Genomic DNA, 13,903 nt, shown 5'->3' on the forward strand with positions numbered 1-13,903 from the left:
AATTTCGGCCTCCTTCATCTTCTTCATGAATTGTCTCTTTTTATTTTTGCATGTCACTGCTCAGTTTACATATCCCCAAAACGCGTCAAAGGATACAGCCTGAAAATGGCTTTGCCGATGATCTTCTCACCATCAATCAAGCCCACCTGACTGTCTCTGCTGTCCAGGCTCACCGCCCGGTTGTCGCCCATCAAAAAATATTTTCCATCCGGGATCGACTTTATATGAACATCTCCGTTGGTGTTGGAACTGACATAGGTTTCCTGAAGCTTCTCCCCATTGATATAAACCTCGCCACCCACAATATCAATAGTATCCCCCGGCAGCCCAATCACGCGTTTGATCAGGTTTTTGCCCGGATTGACGCTGGCAAAGATCTTCTGGATGGGATTCAAAGAGGCTATGTCGTTTTCAGACAGGGTCAAATCTGTCCTGAAGGAAACTATGTCCCCGCTTTTAACATCACTTGAGCGTCTTAACAGTAAAATATCCTTCTCAATCAGCGTTGGATACATGGAGGTGCTGTAAACTACCGTAGTCGCAAAAAAAACATTGAACACCAGCACAATGATGATGGCTACAGCAAAGGACTTCAACCACTCAAATATTTCATTTTTCATACTATGATCTCTCCTGCCCAAACGGCACCGCCGTTTCAATATGCAGGCAGCCTCTGGATTCTGTTCCAAAATGCTGCCCACCTTATTTAACCTTCTTTGAGGTCGTTTGCATTTTTAAGACGGAAAAACACCCATCACTCAAACCATTTACCTTATGTTGAATACCCAGATCTGACTGAACTATTCTCAACACTTCCTCCGAGACTATTTCACCAGGCGCCAGCAGCGGAATCCCCGGCGGATATGGGATCAAAAAATCTCCGGCAATCCGTCCTTTTGCCTCAGCGACTGGAATCCATTCCTGCTCCGACCAGAGCGCTGCCTCCGCTGAAACCGCCCGCTCAGGAAGTGCTGTTATTCTCAGCACTGGCACTCTGAGCAAGCCTGAATCTGCTATGGTCACCGCAGATACCGTGCTTTGGGCAATCTTTTCAAGACTCGCCATTAATGTGTTGAAATCCGAAGCGTTACTGACCAAACTTGGGATCAACACCACATACAGCGGCGTCGCGAACTCACCCACGACGCCAGCTTCTTCCAGCGCCTGATAAAGCTGATAGCCATCTATCCCAAGATCTGCGGCACTTATTACGAGACGCGTCCTGTCGACAGCAAAACCCGCTGGCAGCGCCATGCTTTCATGCATAAACCTGTAGCCCAGTAATTTTGCTTTCGAAGCAAACTTTTCAATCAAGCCCAAAAGCTGCGCCATGTCCTTCGACCCTTCTGCCTCATAGTAACTGGCCGCGAGCTCTAAAGACACCATTAGAGGATATGAGGGGCTCGAGCTCTGGAGCATTGCAAGATAGCTTGAAATTCTGTGCTTTAATCCCAGTCCCCGGTCTGTGCCGTAATGGAGCATGGAGCTCTGGGTCAGGGAGGTCAGAGTCTTGTGGGTACTTTGAACTGCAATATCAGCACCCAGGGACAGCGCCGTTTCCGGCAGATCCCCAGACAAACCAAAGTGCGCGCCATGGGCCTCGTCTACAATCACCGGCGTATTATGACTGTGCGCGATCTCTATTATAGACTTCAAATCACAAGCGACACCTTCATAATTCGGGTAAGTAATGAGGACAGCCGCCGCATCAGAGTGGCTTCGCAGTGCGCCCTTTACCATATCAGCGGACACCCCGAGGGCTATGCCTGTGGCAGTGTCGATCTCAGGCAAGAGATAAACCGGCTTGAGGCCCCCCATTAAAACAGCTGATAATACGCTTCTATGGGCGTCCCTTGGCAAAATGATCTTAGCGCCCCTTGGAACAGTTCCCAGAACTGCACCGAGAATGCCAACCGTTGTCCCACCCACGAGAAACTGCGTTTCCCGGGCCCCAAAAATCCTCGCAGCATCTCTCTGGGCTTCCAGAATGACCCCTTCCGGCGCATGCAGATTGTCCGTGCCGTGGATCTCCGTATAGTCCAGGGCCTCCAGGCTCAGATTCTCCGCGGTTAAAAAACAGGACAGGCCTCTTCCAAATTTATTGCCAGGCACATGGAACGAAGTCTGACCGGCGTGCCTCATTTCTGCCAATTTACTGAATAAGCTTTCATTTTTGGCTTTTTTCACGCTTTCACCTTTTCTTGTTCAATATGGGCTCTAAGAATTTCCAAAAATTTTTCAGACGGTTCAAACAATAATTTTTCTTTCCTTCTACGCCCAAATGAAATCACATGCCAGGACCCTTTTTGGCGCGAGACCTTGAACCGCCTGTTGCCAGGTATCCTCCGGTCCACTTTGTGGTCATAGCTTCTTATCTCGCTCACTTCCTCCAGCTTGAGGCTGAAATATGAGGTGCTGGACCGCCCCAGCTGACGCTCAACCACCAGGAGATCGTCAATGATTTTATAAGTAAACGACTCCCCATTGTGGGAGATCAGCTTCCACACAAATCCAATGCCAAACACCAGGACCGCTATGGAGATAGCGGAGTTCAGACCAGGCGGCAGCTTACTGAAAATCCTGACACAACCGTTTGTCGCAAAGGCAATCAAGCCAATTGCCGCCATCAGCCTAACCGTTCCTACCGGCTTTCTTCTGACGGTTTCCCTTTCGAAAATTCCCATGTTGCCTCCATTTATTTAATGACTTTCAGTCTGTTGCCCTTTTTATCCTTGCCGACCTGCGACTTTCTTTTAGCCGATGGCCGTTCATCCGTGCGCGCTCTCTGTTCCATAGGCTGAGCCCGGTCCAGCGCCTTTCTCATTTTCCACAGATCCGACAGAAAAAATGCCAGACAGCCAAGCACAATGATGCCTACAACTACTAAAGTGACAATTTGAACTGCCGACATTGAAGACTCCCCCCGGAAGAATTTTTCTGATATAATGACATCCATAATGAATGCGCATCAACGGTACTATTTTATCACAAATTGTGCTGGTTTGATGAGCAGATCCGCAAAACATGTTAGGAGGTACTCATTTGCTGTCCAAAAAGCTAGCTTCTATTACGCCTTCCTTTACCATCGGCATCAGTACTAAGGTTAATGAGATGAAAAGAAATGGTATTGCCATTACCAACCTGAGTATTGGAGAACCTGACTTCTTCACGCCGGAGCGCGCCAAAGCCGCCGGGATGAAGGCCATCGAGATGAACAAGACCAAATATGACGCCGCCGAAGGGCTCCGCGACCTGAGAGAAGCGATTTGTCTCAAGCTCAAAGAAGAAAACAATATCGAGTACAAGCTGGATGAAATTGTCGTTTCAAGCGGCGCGAAGCACTCCATCACCAATGCGCTGATGGCGCTGCTGGATCCGGGAGATGAAGTCCTGATTCCAAAGCCGTATTGGGTCAGCTATCCCGAGATGGTTAAACTGACTGGTGGCGTCCCCATCTTTGTCGAGACGCAAAGGGCCAACGATTTTAAAGTGACTGTTGAGGATCTTAAAGCCTGTGTCAGCGATCGCACGAAAGCCGTCTTTATCACAAATCCTTCCAATCCTACCGGCGCTGTTTACCGCCGGGAGGAGCTTCTGCCCATTGCTGAATTCCTGGTAGAAAAAGGCGTTTACATCATTGCTGATGAGATCTACGAAAAGATCGTCTTTGATCAGGCGTTTACGTCTGTCGCTTCTTTGTCAGAAGCCATCAAAGACATGACAATCACCATCAACGGCATGTCAAAATCTACCTCAATGACAGGCTGGAGAATTGGTTACACTGCGAGCACGCGGCCAATCGCCAAGGCTATGGCTACCATTCAGGGTCACCTGGTATCCCATCCGGCTACAATTTCCCAATACGCCGCTCTGGAATCCCTCAACTGCAAAGAAGAAATGATTGAAATGAAGAACGCCTACGCAAAGAGACGCGACCTCGTCAGCGGCCTTCTGACTGAGATAGAGGGCGTAGATTTCGTACGTCCTGAAGGTGCGTTCTACGTCTTTATTGATGTCAGCGCCTTCAAGTCCAAGCTGCCTGCGTCTGACAGCCTCTCTATTCAGGTGTGTGACCTGCTGCTTGAGAAATTCCAGCTCGCTCTCGTACCGGGCATCGCGTTCGGCCTTGACAATTATGTCCGGGCGTCCACAGCTGCGAGTGAGGAAACTTTGAGAGAAGGTATGGCCAAGCTGGCTGCCTTTGCAGCTTCACTCAAATAATAACGCTGGATTCTGATTATAATGTAATGCAGCACCCAAAAATAATGAAGACGGTGTAAGCGGGCTTTGGCCTGCTGGCACCGTCTTCTTGCTTATTCCTGTGGGAAGCCGCCGGAGCTTCCTCCAGCTCGCTGCTACTGTTCACTCAGTTTCATTTTGGCTCAAACGCATTAGCGGATGACTTCTACACCTCTCATGTAAGGGCGGAGAACTTCCGGAATCACGACACTGCCGTCCGCCTGCTGGTAATTCTCAAGAATTGCAGCATTCGTCCTGCCAATTGCCAGGCCAGAGCCATTAAGTGTATGAACAAAGTTGACCTTTTTTGTATCCTTATCTCTGTATCTGATGTTCGCGCGGCGCGCCTGATAATCCTCAAAATTTGAGCAAGAGCTAATCTCAACATAGCGGCCATAGCTTGGCATCCAAACTTCTATGTCATAAGTCTTCGCAGAGCTGAAGCCAAGGTCACCGGTGCAGAGCTGAACGACACGGTGAGGGATCTTAAGGAGCTTCAGCACTTCTTGGGCCTCATTGAGGAGTTTTTCCAGCTCATCATAAGAGCTCTCCGGTTTGACAAATTTGACAAGCTCCACTTTATTGAACTGATGTTGTCGGATCAGGCCACGCGTATCTCTTCCAGCAGAACCCGCTTCTTTTCTGAAGCAAGGCGTATAAGCTGTATGATACAGCGGCAGCATGGAATCCTCCATAATCTCATCGAGATATAAGTTCGTGAGCGGCACTTCTGCTGTAGGCACTAAGAAAAAATCCTTCGCCGGAATGTGGAACATGTCGTCTTCAAATTTAGGCAGCTGACCTGTGCCTGTCATTGCCGCGCGATTGACCATAAACGGCGGCAGAATCTCCGTATAACCATGTTGCTCCGTATGAAGGTCCAGCATAAAGTTGATCAGCGCCCGCTCAAGTTTTGCACCGAGCCCTTTATAAACAGTAAATCTGGTCCCTGCGATTTTTGTCGCACGCTCGAAATCCAAAATCCCCAGATCCGTACCTACATCCCAGTGGGCTTTCGCTTCAAAATCAAAGGTCGTTGGCTCTCCCCACACTCTGTATACCGCATTGTCCGCGTCACTTGTGCCAATTGGGTTGCTCTCGTGTGGTGCGTTTGGAATGTTGAGGAGCCTATCCTTTAACTCAGCCTCAAGGGTGGATACGCGTTCGTCAAGGGTCTTAATCTCGTCTGCAAGCTGCTTCATCTCTTCCATGAGCGCCTCGACGTCCCCGCCGTTCTTTTTGAGCACCGGAATCTGCTTGGATGCCGTCTTCTGCTCGTTTTTCATCTTTTCAACTTTTGCCAGGATTTCCCGTCTTTCATTGTCGAGGACCAGTACCTGGTCAATGCCAAAATCACCGTTGCCTCTGGATTCAACTTTGGCCTTTATATTGTCAAAGTCCTCTCTGATTCTGCGAATATCCAACATATTAAAACCTCCTCTAATTTATGTTTATCACTGCGCTTTTACTTCAACGTTGTTTCAGTTCTGACATGAAACGGCAAAACTGCGGCAAATAAAAAAGCCCCTCGTCCCCGGTATAGGGACGAAGAACTTGCTCTCCGCGTTGCCACCCTGATTGACTCCGCTCACCGCGAAGTCCTCTCAATAACACTATAACGCGTGTCAAGCGTCCGGCATTACCCGGATAGCTCCAAGGCGGATTCAGCCTTCATCACGTACCGGATTCCACCATGCCCGGCTCTCTTTGACAGATGATCAGCTTACTGCTCCTCTTCAATGCTTTGATTGGTGTTTATCATAGCACAAGATGTCTAATTCTGCAAGTCTAAGACTACAATTGAGTGAAAATTATGTATACTTTTCTCAGCAGCGCAGCTGCCTTACAGCGGGACTGTATCAACTACAACTCATTCTTAAGCTGGTTGAAGATCTTGCGATCCACTTGCTCCACCAGGACTTCAAGGGCTTTTGCCTTTATTTTCATGATTCTGGAAATCTCTGATGGCGGCAACGGCTGCTCGATTCCAATCCCGTAACGCAGCCTGATTAAATTTGACTCCATATCATCGAAGAGCTGACGGTCAAGCAAAGTTTGGATCTTTGATTCCAAAGTCTCAGAGTTCTGTTCATTATTTACCTTCACCACTTCTCCTACCTCAATATTTTTGAAATTTTAGTCGTTTTATGTATGTGGACCCCCATCAACATTTTTTCAAGGGGTGGCGAGGGTTCATCCTGAATCCAAATCAATTTCGAAATCCATTTTAGCCATTGTTTCATATTTTATTCACAACCTATCCTACAAAATTATCTTGTATTCCAATCTTTTTTTCATTTCCAAAGCGGGTAATCAAAGGGCAACCTCCTCGTAAATGCGAAGCAAATCAAGCATCTGTTGGTTGTATGCCTCGTCCTTTGAACTCTTCAAAATAAAGCTGCCCTGGTGATTCGGCTGAGCCAGTTGGCCCTTTTGAAGCAATATCGCTTTAAGATTGTTAATCGTCCCGCCATTGCCATCGTAAATATGTACGCCTTCGCCCAACAAGCCCTTCAAAGCTTTTCTCAGGAACAGGAAGTGTGTGCACCCCAGTACAACACCGTCGATACTCGAAAGGTCAATATTATCATAGCACGCCTTCAGCTCTTTTTCAGCCTCAGGCCCATAAACAACACTCCGCTCAACCATTCTGACAAGGCTTGGACATGGCAGCTTTATGACTTTAGCTTTTGAAGCTGTTTTAAGCATAAGCTCCGCGAATTTCTTTTCACGCAGCGTCACCTCTGTTGCCATGACCACGATCGTTCCCTTTGGAAAGTCTTGAACTGCGGGTTTTAATGCAGGTTCCATCCCCAGAATTGGAATCTGGGTAAACTTTTTTCTAAGATGAGACGCTGCCGCAGAAGTCGCTGTATTGCATGCAATGACTATTGCTTTTACATCATGGGCCAACAAGACCTCACAAACCCGCTCTGACAGCGCAATGATCTGAGCCGTTGACTTTTCACCGTAAGGCGCATTCGCCGAATCTCCATAGTAGACAAACGACTCGTTAGGCATTTGCTGGATGGCTTCGCCAAGAACGGAGATCCCGCCCATACCGGAATCAAAGATTCCAACAGGCCTGTTGTCTTGATCAGACAATGACATTGGAACGTCCTCCTCCCAAAATGTTGTCCACAGTCATTATAATACATGCCAAAAAAAAAGCAATCTTTACCGTTAAAAGATGAAATTTGTAACTTCTTATCAACTTATCAACAGTTCGGCTGTTGATAAGAGCATAGCGTTTAACATAATCTTAGCTAAATTCATGTAAAATTAACGAAAGTGTATTTTTCATCCCCAGCGCCTTGACACAAGATTATAGAAAACTGCCACAAGATGTAGGGGTTAGCATAAGTCGTTAATAGAAAGCTTGATCGGGAAACTGGAGAAAATATTATTATCCGTAAAAAGAAAAAGAGCAAAGTCCAGTCAAAAACCCTGACGTCACCCATTTTCTCAATAATGTAAATTAGTCGTTTTTTGACGCGTTCAGAAGATCACGAGACAAGGCACTTAGAGCTTCATGTCCCCACTTTTGATCCAGCCCTTCTTTCTCATGAATTCAGAAAAGAACAGCGTCAGTATAGCTGGCAGAATAAAGTGAAGCACACCCATTTTCATAATGATGGTCGAAAACCCAACCGTTTCAGACATGGCTGCTACTGTCCCGAACTGCCCGACCAGGCCGCTGGTACCCATGCCCGCACCGACCGAATTGCTTTCCATTTTGAAAAAGACAGTCGCAACAGGACCCAAAATGGCGCTGGTCAGGATTGGAGGGATCCATATTTTTGGGTTTCTTATAATGTTTGGAATTTGAATCATGCTCGTCCCAAGGCCTTGAGAGATCAATCCCCCAATCCCGTTCTCCCTGTAACTTGCCACTGCGAAGCCAATCATCTGGGCACAGCACCCCACCAGTGACGCGCCCGCTGCAAGCCCGCTAAGACCAAGGGAAATTGCGAGGGCTGCGCTGCTGATAGGCAGTGTCAGCACGATCCCCATGATGACCGCCACCAGGATGCCCATAGGCACAGGATGCAGCTCCGTCGCTATGTTGATGACCTGGCCGATGGACTTCATAATCCCCGCAATTACCGGACTCACAAGCAGACCCACCAGACCACCGACAAGGATCGTCGTCGCAGGAACCACAACTATATCCACCTTGGTCTTCCCGCTGATCAGCTTCGAAAATTCAGCTGCTGCAAGCGCAGAAACGAAAGCTCCCATGGGCTCCCCAATTTTGACTATGAAATCCCCCGCCGCGTTTTGACCTACTGTTCCAGCGCCGACAGCGCCTGCCACCATAGAAGCGAAAATGCCAAGGGGTTTGGCCCCGACACTATAGGCAACAGCGCCCCCAATAGCAGGTCCCATCATGAATTGCGCTACTCTGCCAAACGTTGTCAATGCTTCAATACCGCCATAATCCCCAATTTGCTTGAGAATCAATCCAATAATCAAGGAGCTGAACAATCCCAGCGCCATGCCGTTCAAAGTCTTGATCAGATAATCCCTAATTTTTTTTCCCATCTTCTTCGTCCCTTATCCTATAAATTTCATGTGGATGTCGAGGGCCCGCGCCGAATGCGTGAGCGCTCCTGAGGAAATAACATCGACCCCTGTCTCAGCAAGAGTTTTTAAAGTCTCCAGAGTCACCCCACCTGACGCCTCAAGCACCACACGCTTGTCATTTAGCGCCACCGCCTCACGTACCTGCGCAGCACTCATATTATCCAGCATAACAATATCTGCTCCGGCAGCGATTGCCACCTCCAGCCCTTTTAAATCCTGAACCTCAATCTCCAGCTTCACCGTATGGCCTACTTTGTCTCTGATGACCTCAAGAGCCTCTCTGATGCCACCACAAGCCTGAATATGATTGTCCTTGATCAAGACCCCTTCAGAGAGATTAAACCTGTGATTGAAGCATCCACCGCATCTGACAGCATATTTCTCAAGCGCTCTCAACCCGGGCGTGGTTTTACGCGTATCGACAATTTTCACTTGCGTATGGCGCACAGCGTCCGCATAACGTCTGGAAACTGTGGCGATCCCGGACATCCGCTGCATCAGGTTCAAGCAAAGCCGCTCACCCTTTAAAAGCGCCTGAGAAGGCCCCTCAATTTCCGCAACAGCCTCACCCTGTAAAATCATATCGCCTTCCTGCTTATAATAAGTATACCTCATTTTACCAGGTGCCAGCGCTTCAAATACTGTCTCAATGACAGGAATGCCACACAAAATGCCCTCTTCCTTAAAAGCAATCCGCGCTTTGCTGACCGATTCTGCCGGGATCAGCAAATCTGTCGTCAAATCAATGTAGTGCAAATCTTCATTTAAACCCCGCTCCACAACCTCTTTCAACATTCTGGTGATCAAATGACGGATCTCCTTTCATTATTTAAAGTATACTGCTTTTCAAGCGCTACTAAGCAACTATTCAATAACAAAGCTGCCGATGGACGTTTTAATCGTCAACGCATCCAAAATCAACGCCTTAGCAACCTGCAGCCCATTATACACTTCAAAAGCCTTAGGCTCCGACAAAGGCGCTTCCTCAATCTCATCGAACGATGCCTTGATCTTTTTCAAAGCAGCCTCAAGAACTTCGCTGTGCTTCACCAAAGGAAGAGCAGAATCAAAAATCTCGCAAAGCGCAAATTTTGAAATACCCGCCTGACCAGAGGACGCATTGGTTTTCGGCGACGCCTTATAATTCGCAAGTATTCTGCGTTTCGGAGCCTCCACATCCAGTGTCCTTAAGATCCTTTCACTCAACGCCATGCATTCCAACAGCGAATTGCTTGCCAACCGATTAGCGCCATGAAAGCCTGTCCCTGCCGTTTCTCCCGTGACAAAAAGTCCTTTGATAGCCGTTGAACCGACGCTGTCCGCCATGACACCACCCATGTGATAGTGCTCCACAGGTTCTACAGGGATAGGCGTCACCCTGGGATCAATGCCATTTTCCACGCAAACCTTGTGTATGTTCGGAAATCTGGTTTCAAAAAATCCGGCACTGAGATGCCTGACATCAACAAAGACCTTTGATCCGGCACACATCTGGTCATGAATTGCCTTGGCAACAACATCCCGCGGCGCCAGCTCCATCAATGGGTGAAGACCCTTCATGAAACGCTTGCCGTCACTGTTAATCAAAAATCCGCCTTCCCCTCTGACTGCCTCAGAAATCAGAAAATAGCCACCCGCTTTTAGCTTAAATGCCGTGGGATGATACTGGATATAAGCGGCATCTCTCAATGGAACACCTGCTCTTAGCGCCATTGCGAGGCCATCACCCGTGACAACGGGCGCATTGGTCGTTCTTGAAAACCAGCCCCCAATACCGCCCGTCGCAAGGACAACTGTATTTGAAGCCACACAATGCATCTCACCGTTCATCCAGTAGGAGACTCCCAAGATCCCATAATCATCAGAGATCAGATCTACAGCAAAGGCATGCTCCAGGACATCGAGATTTTCACGATCTTCAACTTGCCTGATCAAAGCCTCCATCAGCGCCATCCCAGTTGTATCCCGCGAATGTACGATTCGTCGCTTTTTATGTCCGCCCTCCATAGTCATGTTCAATTCGTTGCCTTCATTTTTATCAAAGTCTACCCCATAGACGATCAGGCGGCTCAGAACGCTTTCACTTTCGCTGATCATTGCCTTTACAACGCGCAAATCATTGACATAGGCGCCGGCTGCCAGCGTATCTTCAATGTGGCCGCTAAGTTCTCCATTCAGCGTCAATGCTACGCCACCCTGAGCAAGCTGACTGTTGCAGACAGATAAACTGTCCTTTGAAAGAACGAGCGCTTTATAATGCCGGGGCAGTCCTGCAGCTAAATACAGTCCACTGACACCCGCCCCAATAATCACGACGTCATAGTAAGGTGACGCCTCATCCAGAACGACCTCCGTCAAGTATCTCCTAATCATTTGGTTTCAACATCCTTAATAAGGCACCCTCTGCGCGAAGCCTAAGACCCTCATCCATCAGGATTTCAGCAACGCCGCCAGACAAAGCTTTTTCAACGTCTTCCAGGGTAGTTTTCTTCATATTTTGACATACCAGACAATCTGAAAGTAAATGGCATGTCTTTTCAGGCGCTACCTTTTTAAGAGAATGTAAAATCCCCGCCTCTGTGCCTATGATAAATTCCTGATCCTCGGAATTTGACACATAGTCTATGATTTGAGCTGTACTCCCCATAAAATCAGCGAATCCCCAGACCGTAGGGTTACACTCAGGATGCATCAAAACCTTAGCGCCCGGATGCGCTTCAACAGCCTTTTTGACATCCTCTGCTTCAACACGTTCATGGGTAATGCAGAAGCCCTCCCAGAGAATGATCTCCTTCTCAGGCACCTGCTCAGCAACAAATGTGCCAAGGTTTCGGTCCGGCACAAAAATGACCTTCTCCTCCTTCAGCCCCTTAACTAACGAGACGGCATTGGATGAGGTACAACACAAATCACTCAAAGCTTTAACCTCTGCAGATGTGTTTACATACGCCACCACCGGAACACCCGGATACTTCTCCTTAAATGCCTTTAAGTCTTTAGGCTGTACCATATCCGCCATTGGACATCCTGCGTCAGGATTCGCCAAAATCACCCTTTTTGACGGATTGAGAATCTTTGCACTTTCCGCCATAAAATGAACCCCGCAGAAAATAATACAGTCCTTATCTGTCGTTTGGGCATACTTAGCCAGCATATAGGAATCACCGACAATATCAGCAATATCCTGAATCTCAGGAATTTGATAATTATGCGCCATGATCAGCGCATTTTTTTCTGCTTTTAACTTTTTAATTCTTTCGATCAACAATACTGACACTTTATGTACACATCCTTTGGTTGTATAATCAGGTGTCTTGTCACCCTGCCGCAAAAAAATGGCTGGCTTTTTGCCATCCTTTATAAATGAATAAATCCTCGTTCTCTCAATTTAGATTCAATTATATCATATACGCCGCTATTTGGAACCTCAATAGTATGATAATGCTTTCCATCAGTCAAAGAAGCCAGCGGCATTGCATCAGAAGCTTTTACTTTCTTGATGAAATCCTCAAGATCCGAACGGCTGTTGATCATGAGCGCCACGACAATCTCCCCATAAACAGGATGCTCAACCATAACATCAATGATTCTGCCACCATACTCCACAATTATTGACAGCTCTTCCTCCAAAGCCGCCAGTCCACTGTGAACCGACTGCAGCGTCCTTATGTGGACACCACGACGTGGTTTAGGAATCAGGTAGCCATTTGACGTTGAGACAATCTGAAGGCCAGAAGCTCGCAAAACAGCAATATCCTGAACAATCACCTGACGACTGACCTCGAATCGCTTCGCCAAGCTCGAGCCCGTAACCGCTTCCTCACTTTCCTGAAGTAAAGCTGCAATTTTTATACGTCTTTCTTCTGTCAACAACAACACCTCACATCAGTATTTAATCAAAGAAGCTGACGAACTCAGCCTTTATAAAAAACTGTTACCGTCAACTTCTTGTTCACCCTTAAATTTTATCTTTGATCCAAAGTTATATTTCTTGTTCGATCCACATTAGCACGTGAATTGGAAATATGCTTTGTAATAGATTCAACGGCACGTTCCTCATCCCTGCTGATAAAAGCTTCCAGGATCGTTCTATGCTCCGCCAGGGCTTTGTCCATTCTTCCTTCAACCCTGAGAGAAGCATTTCTCGTCGATTTGATAAACAATTGAAAATCCTTAAGCAGATGTTCCAAATAACGACTTTTAGTAGCGTGATATATGGTCTCGTGAAAAATAGTATTCAATTCAAAGAACTTATCAACGTCCTGCTTCGCGGCATAAAACTCCATGAGCTCAAAAATCTCTCTCAACTGATCCAGCTCAGCTTTTTCCATACGATGAACAGACCATTTCGCGGCGATAGCCTCTATAGCAAGCCTGATAGTATAAATGTCGCCTATATCCTGATCCGTAATGCCTTTTACAATGACACCTCTGTTGGGCAGATTCTCAACCAAGCCATCCAGCTCAAGCTGCTTTAGAGCCTCTCTGACAGGTGTTCTGCTCACACCGAGCTCGTCAGCCAGCTTAGCTTCTACAATCTTTTCTCCAGTAACGTACTTTCCACTTAAAATATCATCTCTGACACGATCAAAAATAATTGTGGTTAATGATCTATTTTCCTTTTTCTGATCAAATATATCCATATGAGGTCCCCCATTAATTGTATGTACACTCTGATTTATTTTAACATTAGTTTTGTAGGTAAGCAACTATACATAAAAAAAGGGGCTGTTGCATAATAGTCCCGAATAGAAGGGACAGATGGAAATCAATTTTTGATGACCATCTGTCTTTTTTAGTTCAAAAAAATTAATCAGGACCGGCTCCAAGAGCCAGTCCCGATAGGGTATAATTGATTTATGCAGAACCAAATAACCCTAAATCATAATACCCCGAAAGTCCACTTTTGGCAACTGCCTATGAATTTTAGTGTGGGCACATTAATACCAGAAGATAGCAAGGTCAGACTGGCGTGCAAAATTATCGAAAGGATGGATTTAAGCACAATATCAAGCACCAAGCCTCAAAAAGGCAGAAAGCCAGCCGTTGATCTCGTCAACTTCCTAAAAATTATTCT

14 protein-coding genes, 1 pseudogene and 1 other annotated feature are annotated in these 13,903 nt (G+C 47.0%); of the genes and pseudogenes, 2 read left to right on the forward strand and 13 right to left on the reverse strand.

Features of this window, described 5'->3' with window-relative positions; translation table 11 throughout:
- Positions 1 to 65: 65 nt before the first annotated feature.
- From lepB to BLP63_RS08200, 4 genes are all read right to left on the reverse strand, one after another.
- A complete protein-coding gene (gene lepB, locus BLP63_RS08185) occupies positions 66 to 620 on the reverse strand; it encodes a signal peptidase I (protein WP_092590429.1) in 555 nt (184 codons plus the stop codon).
- An 82-nt stretch (positions 621 to 702) separates the two neighbouring features.
- Positions 703 to 2,187, reverse strand: coding sequence for an aminotransferase class I/II-fold pyridoxal phosphate-dependent enzyme (locus tag BLP63_RS08190; protein ID WP_092590430.1), 1,485 nt, complete (start codon positions 2,185 to 2,187; stop codon positions 703 to 705).
- A complete protein-coding gene (locus BLP63_RS08195) occupies positions 2,184 to 2,684 on the reverse strand; it encodes a hypothetical protein (protein ID WP_092590431.1) in 501 nt (166 codons plus the stop codon). Before BLP63_RS08195 ends, BLP63_RS08190 begins: the two co-directional genes overlap by 4 nt.
- Positions 2,685 to 2,695: 11 nt before the next feature.
- Positions 2,696 to 2,911 (reverse strand): hypothetical protein, encoded by a 216-nt coding sequence (locus BLP63_RS08200; RefSeq protein WP_092590432.1) that lies wholly within the window; start codon positions 2,909 to 2,911, stop codon positions 2,696 to 2,698.
- Positions 2,912 to 3,042: 131 nt separating this feature from the next.
- Here BLP63_RS08200 and BLP63_RS08205 point away from each other — a divergent pair, with 131 nt between their 5' ends.
- Complete coding sequence (locus BLP63_RS08205) at positions 3,043 to 4,221, forward strand: pyridoxal phosphate-dependent aminotransferase (protein WP_092590433.1); 1,179 nt, start codon at positions 3,043 to 3,045, stop codon at positions 4,219 to 4,221.
- 170 nt (positions 4,222 to 4,391) lie between these two features.
- On the opposite strand, the gene serS is transcribed toward BLP63_RS08205, so the two are convergent.
- The 9 genes from serS to BLP63_RS08250 all read right to left on the reverse strand — a co-directional run bounded on the left by serS (position 4,392) and on the right by BLP63_RS08250 (position 13,469).
- Entirely contained in the window at positions 4,392 to 5,666 is a 1,275-nt protein-coding gene (gene serS, locus BLP63_RS08210; RefSeq protein ID WP_092590434.1) for a serine--tRNA ligase, read from the reverse strand.
- Between the two features lie 111 nt (positions 5,667 to 5,777).
- Positions 5,778 to 5,988, reverse strand: a binding site (T-box leader).
- Between the two features lie 114 nt (positions 5,989 to 6,102).
- Complete coding sequence (locus BLP63_RS08215) at positions 6,103 to 6,348, reverse strand: hypothetical protein (protein WP_092590435.1); 246 nt, start codon at positions 6,346 to 6,348, stop codon at positions 6,103 to 6,105.
- Between the two features lie 204 nt (positions 6,349 to 6,552).
- Positions 6,553 to 7,350 (reverse strand): glutamate racemase, encoded by a 798-nt coding sequence (gene murI, locus BLP63_RS08220; protein WP_092590436.1) that lies wholly within the window; start codon positions 7,348 to 7,350, stop codon positions 6,553 to 6,555.
- 411 nt (positions 7,351 to 7,761) lie between these two features.
- The gene (locus BLP63_RS08225; RefSeq protein WP_092590437.1) at positions 7,762 to 8,784 is read right to left on the reverse strand and encodes a PTS transporter subunit IIC; all 1,023 of its coding nucleotides are present in this window, start codon (positions 8,782 to 8,784) and stop codon (positions 7,762 to 7,764) included.
- Between the two features lie 12 nt (positions 8,785 to 8,796).
- Positions 8,797 to 9,633 carry a carboxylating nicotinate-nucleotide diphosphorylase gene (gene nadC / locus BLP63_RS08230; protein ID WP_242870843.1) on the reverse strand — a complete coding sequence of 279 codons (837 nt, stop codon included), beginning with the start codon at positions 9,631 to 9,633 and terminating at the stop codon, positions 8,797 to 8,799.
- Positions 9,634 to 9,690: 57 nt separating this feature from the next.
- Positions 9,691 to 11,199 carry an L-aspartate oxidase gene (gene nadB / locus BLP63_RS08235; RefSeq protein ID WP_092590438.1) on the reverse strand — a complete coding sequence of 503 codons (1,509 nt, stop codon included), beginning with the start codon at positions 11,197 to 11,199 and terminating at the stop codon, positions 9,691 to 9,693.
- Positions 11,192 to 12,103, reverse strand: coding sequence for a quinolinate synthase NadA (nadA, locus tag BLP63_RS08240; protein WP_207646436.1), 912 nt, complete (start codon positions 12,101 to 12,103; stop codon positions 11,192 to 11,194). Before nadA ends, nadB begins: the two co-directional genes overlap by 8 nt.
- Positions 12,104 to 12,183: 80 nt before the next feature.
- Positions 12,184 to 12,696 carry a transcription repressor NadR gene (locus BLP63_RS08245; RefSeq protein ID WP_207646437.1) on the reverse strand — a complete coding sequence of 171 codons (513 nt, stop codon included), beginning with the start codon at positions 12,694 to 12,696 and terminating at the stop codon, positions 12,184 to 12,186.
- A 95-nt stretch (positions 12,697 to 12,791) separates the two neighbouring features.
- The gene (locus BLP63_RS08250; protein WP_092590440.1) at positions 12,792 to 13,469 is read right to left on the reverse strand and encodes a GntR family transcriptional regulator; all 678 of its coding nucleotides are present in this window, start codon (positions 13,467 to 13,469) and stop codon (positions 12,792 to 12,794) included.
- Between the two features lie 216 nt (positions 13,470 to 13,685).
- Here BLP63_RS08250 and BLP63_RS16965 point away from each other — a divergent pair.
- Positions 13,686 to 13,903, forward strand: a pseudogene (locus BLP63_RS16965) (hypothetical protein); the annotation flags it as partial.

This window comes from Acidaminobacter hydrogenoformans DSM 2784, assembly GCF_900103005.1.
Taxonomy (GTDB): domain Bacteria; phylum Bacillota; class Clostridia; order Peptostreptococcales; family Acidaminobacteraceae; genus Acidaminobacter; species Acidaminobacter hydrogenoformans.

Excerpts from the sequence above, each read along its gene's own strand:
- lepB (WP_092590429.1), bottom strand. The coding sequence starts at position 620 with ATGAAAAATGAAATATTTGAGTGGTTGAAGTCCTTTGCTGTAGCCATC.
- BLP63_RS08195 (WP_092590431.1), bottom strand. The coding sequence starts at position 2,684 with ATGGGAATTTTCGAAAGGGAAACCGTCAGAAGAAAGCCGGTAGGAACG.
- BLP63_RS08200 (WP_092590432.1), bottom strand. The coding sequence starts at position 2,911 with ATGTCGGCAGTTCAAATTGTCACTTTAGTAGTTGTAGGCATCATTGTG.
- serS (WP_092590434.1), bottom strand. The coding sequence starts at position 5,666 with ATGTTGGATATTCGCAGAATCAGAGAGGACTTTGACAATATAAAGGCC.
- murI (WP_092590436.1), bottom strand. The coding sequence starts at position 7,350 with ATGTCATTGTCTGATCAAGACAACAGGCCTGTTGGAATCTTTGATTCC.
- BLP63_RS08225 (WP_092590437.1), bottom strand. The coding sequence starts at position 8,784 with ATGGGAAAAAAAATTAGGGATTATCTGATCAAGACTTTGAACGGCATG.
- nadB (WP_092590438.1), bottom strand. The coding sequence starts at position 11,199 with ATGATTAGGAGATACTTGACGGAGGTCGTTCTGGATGAGGCGTCACCT.
- BLP63_RS08250 (WP_092590440.1), bottom strand. The coding sequence starts at position 13,469 with ATGGATATATTTGATCAGAAAAAGGAAAATAGATCATTAACCACAATT.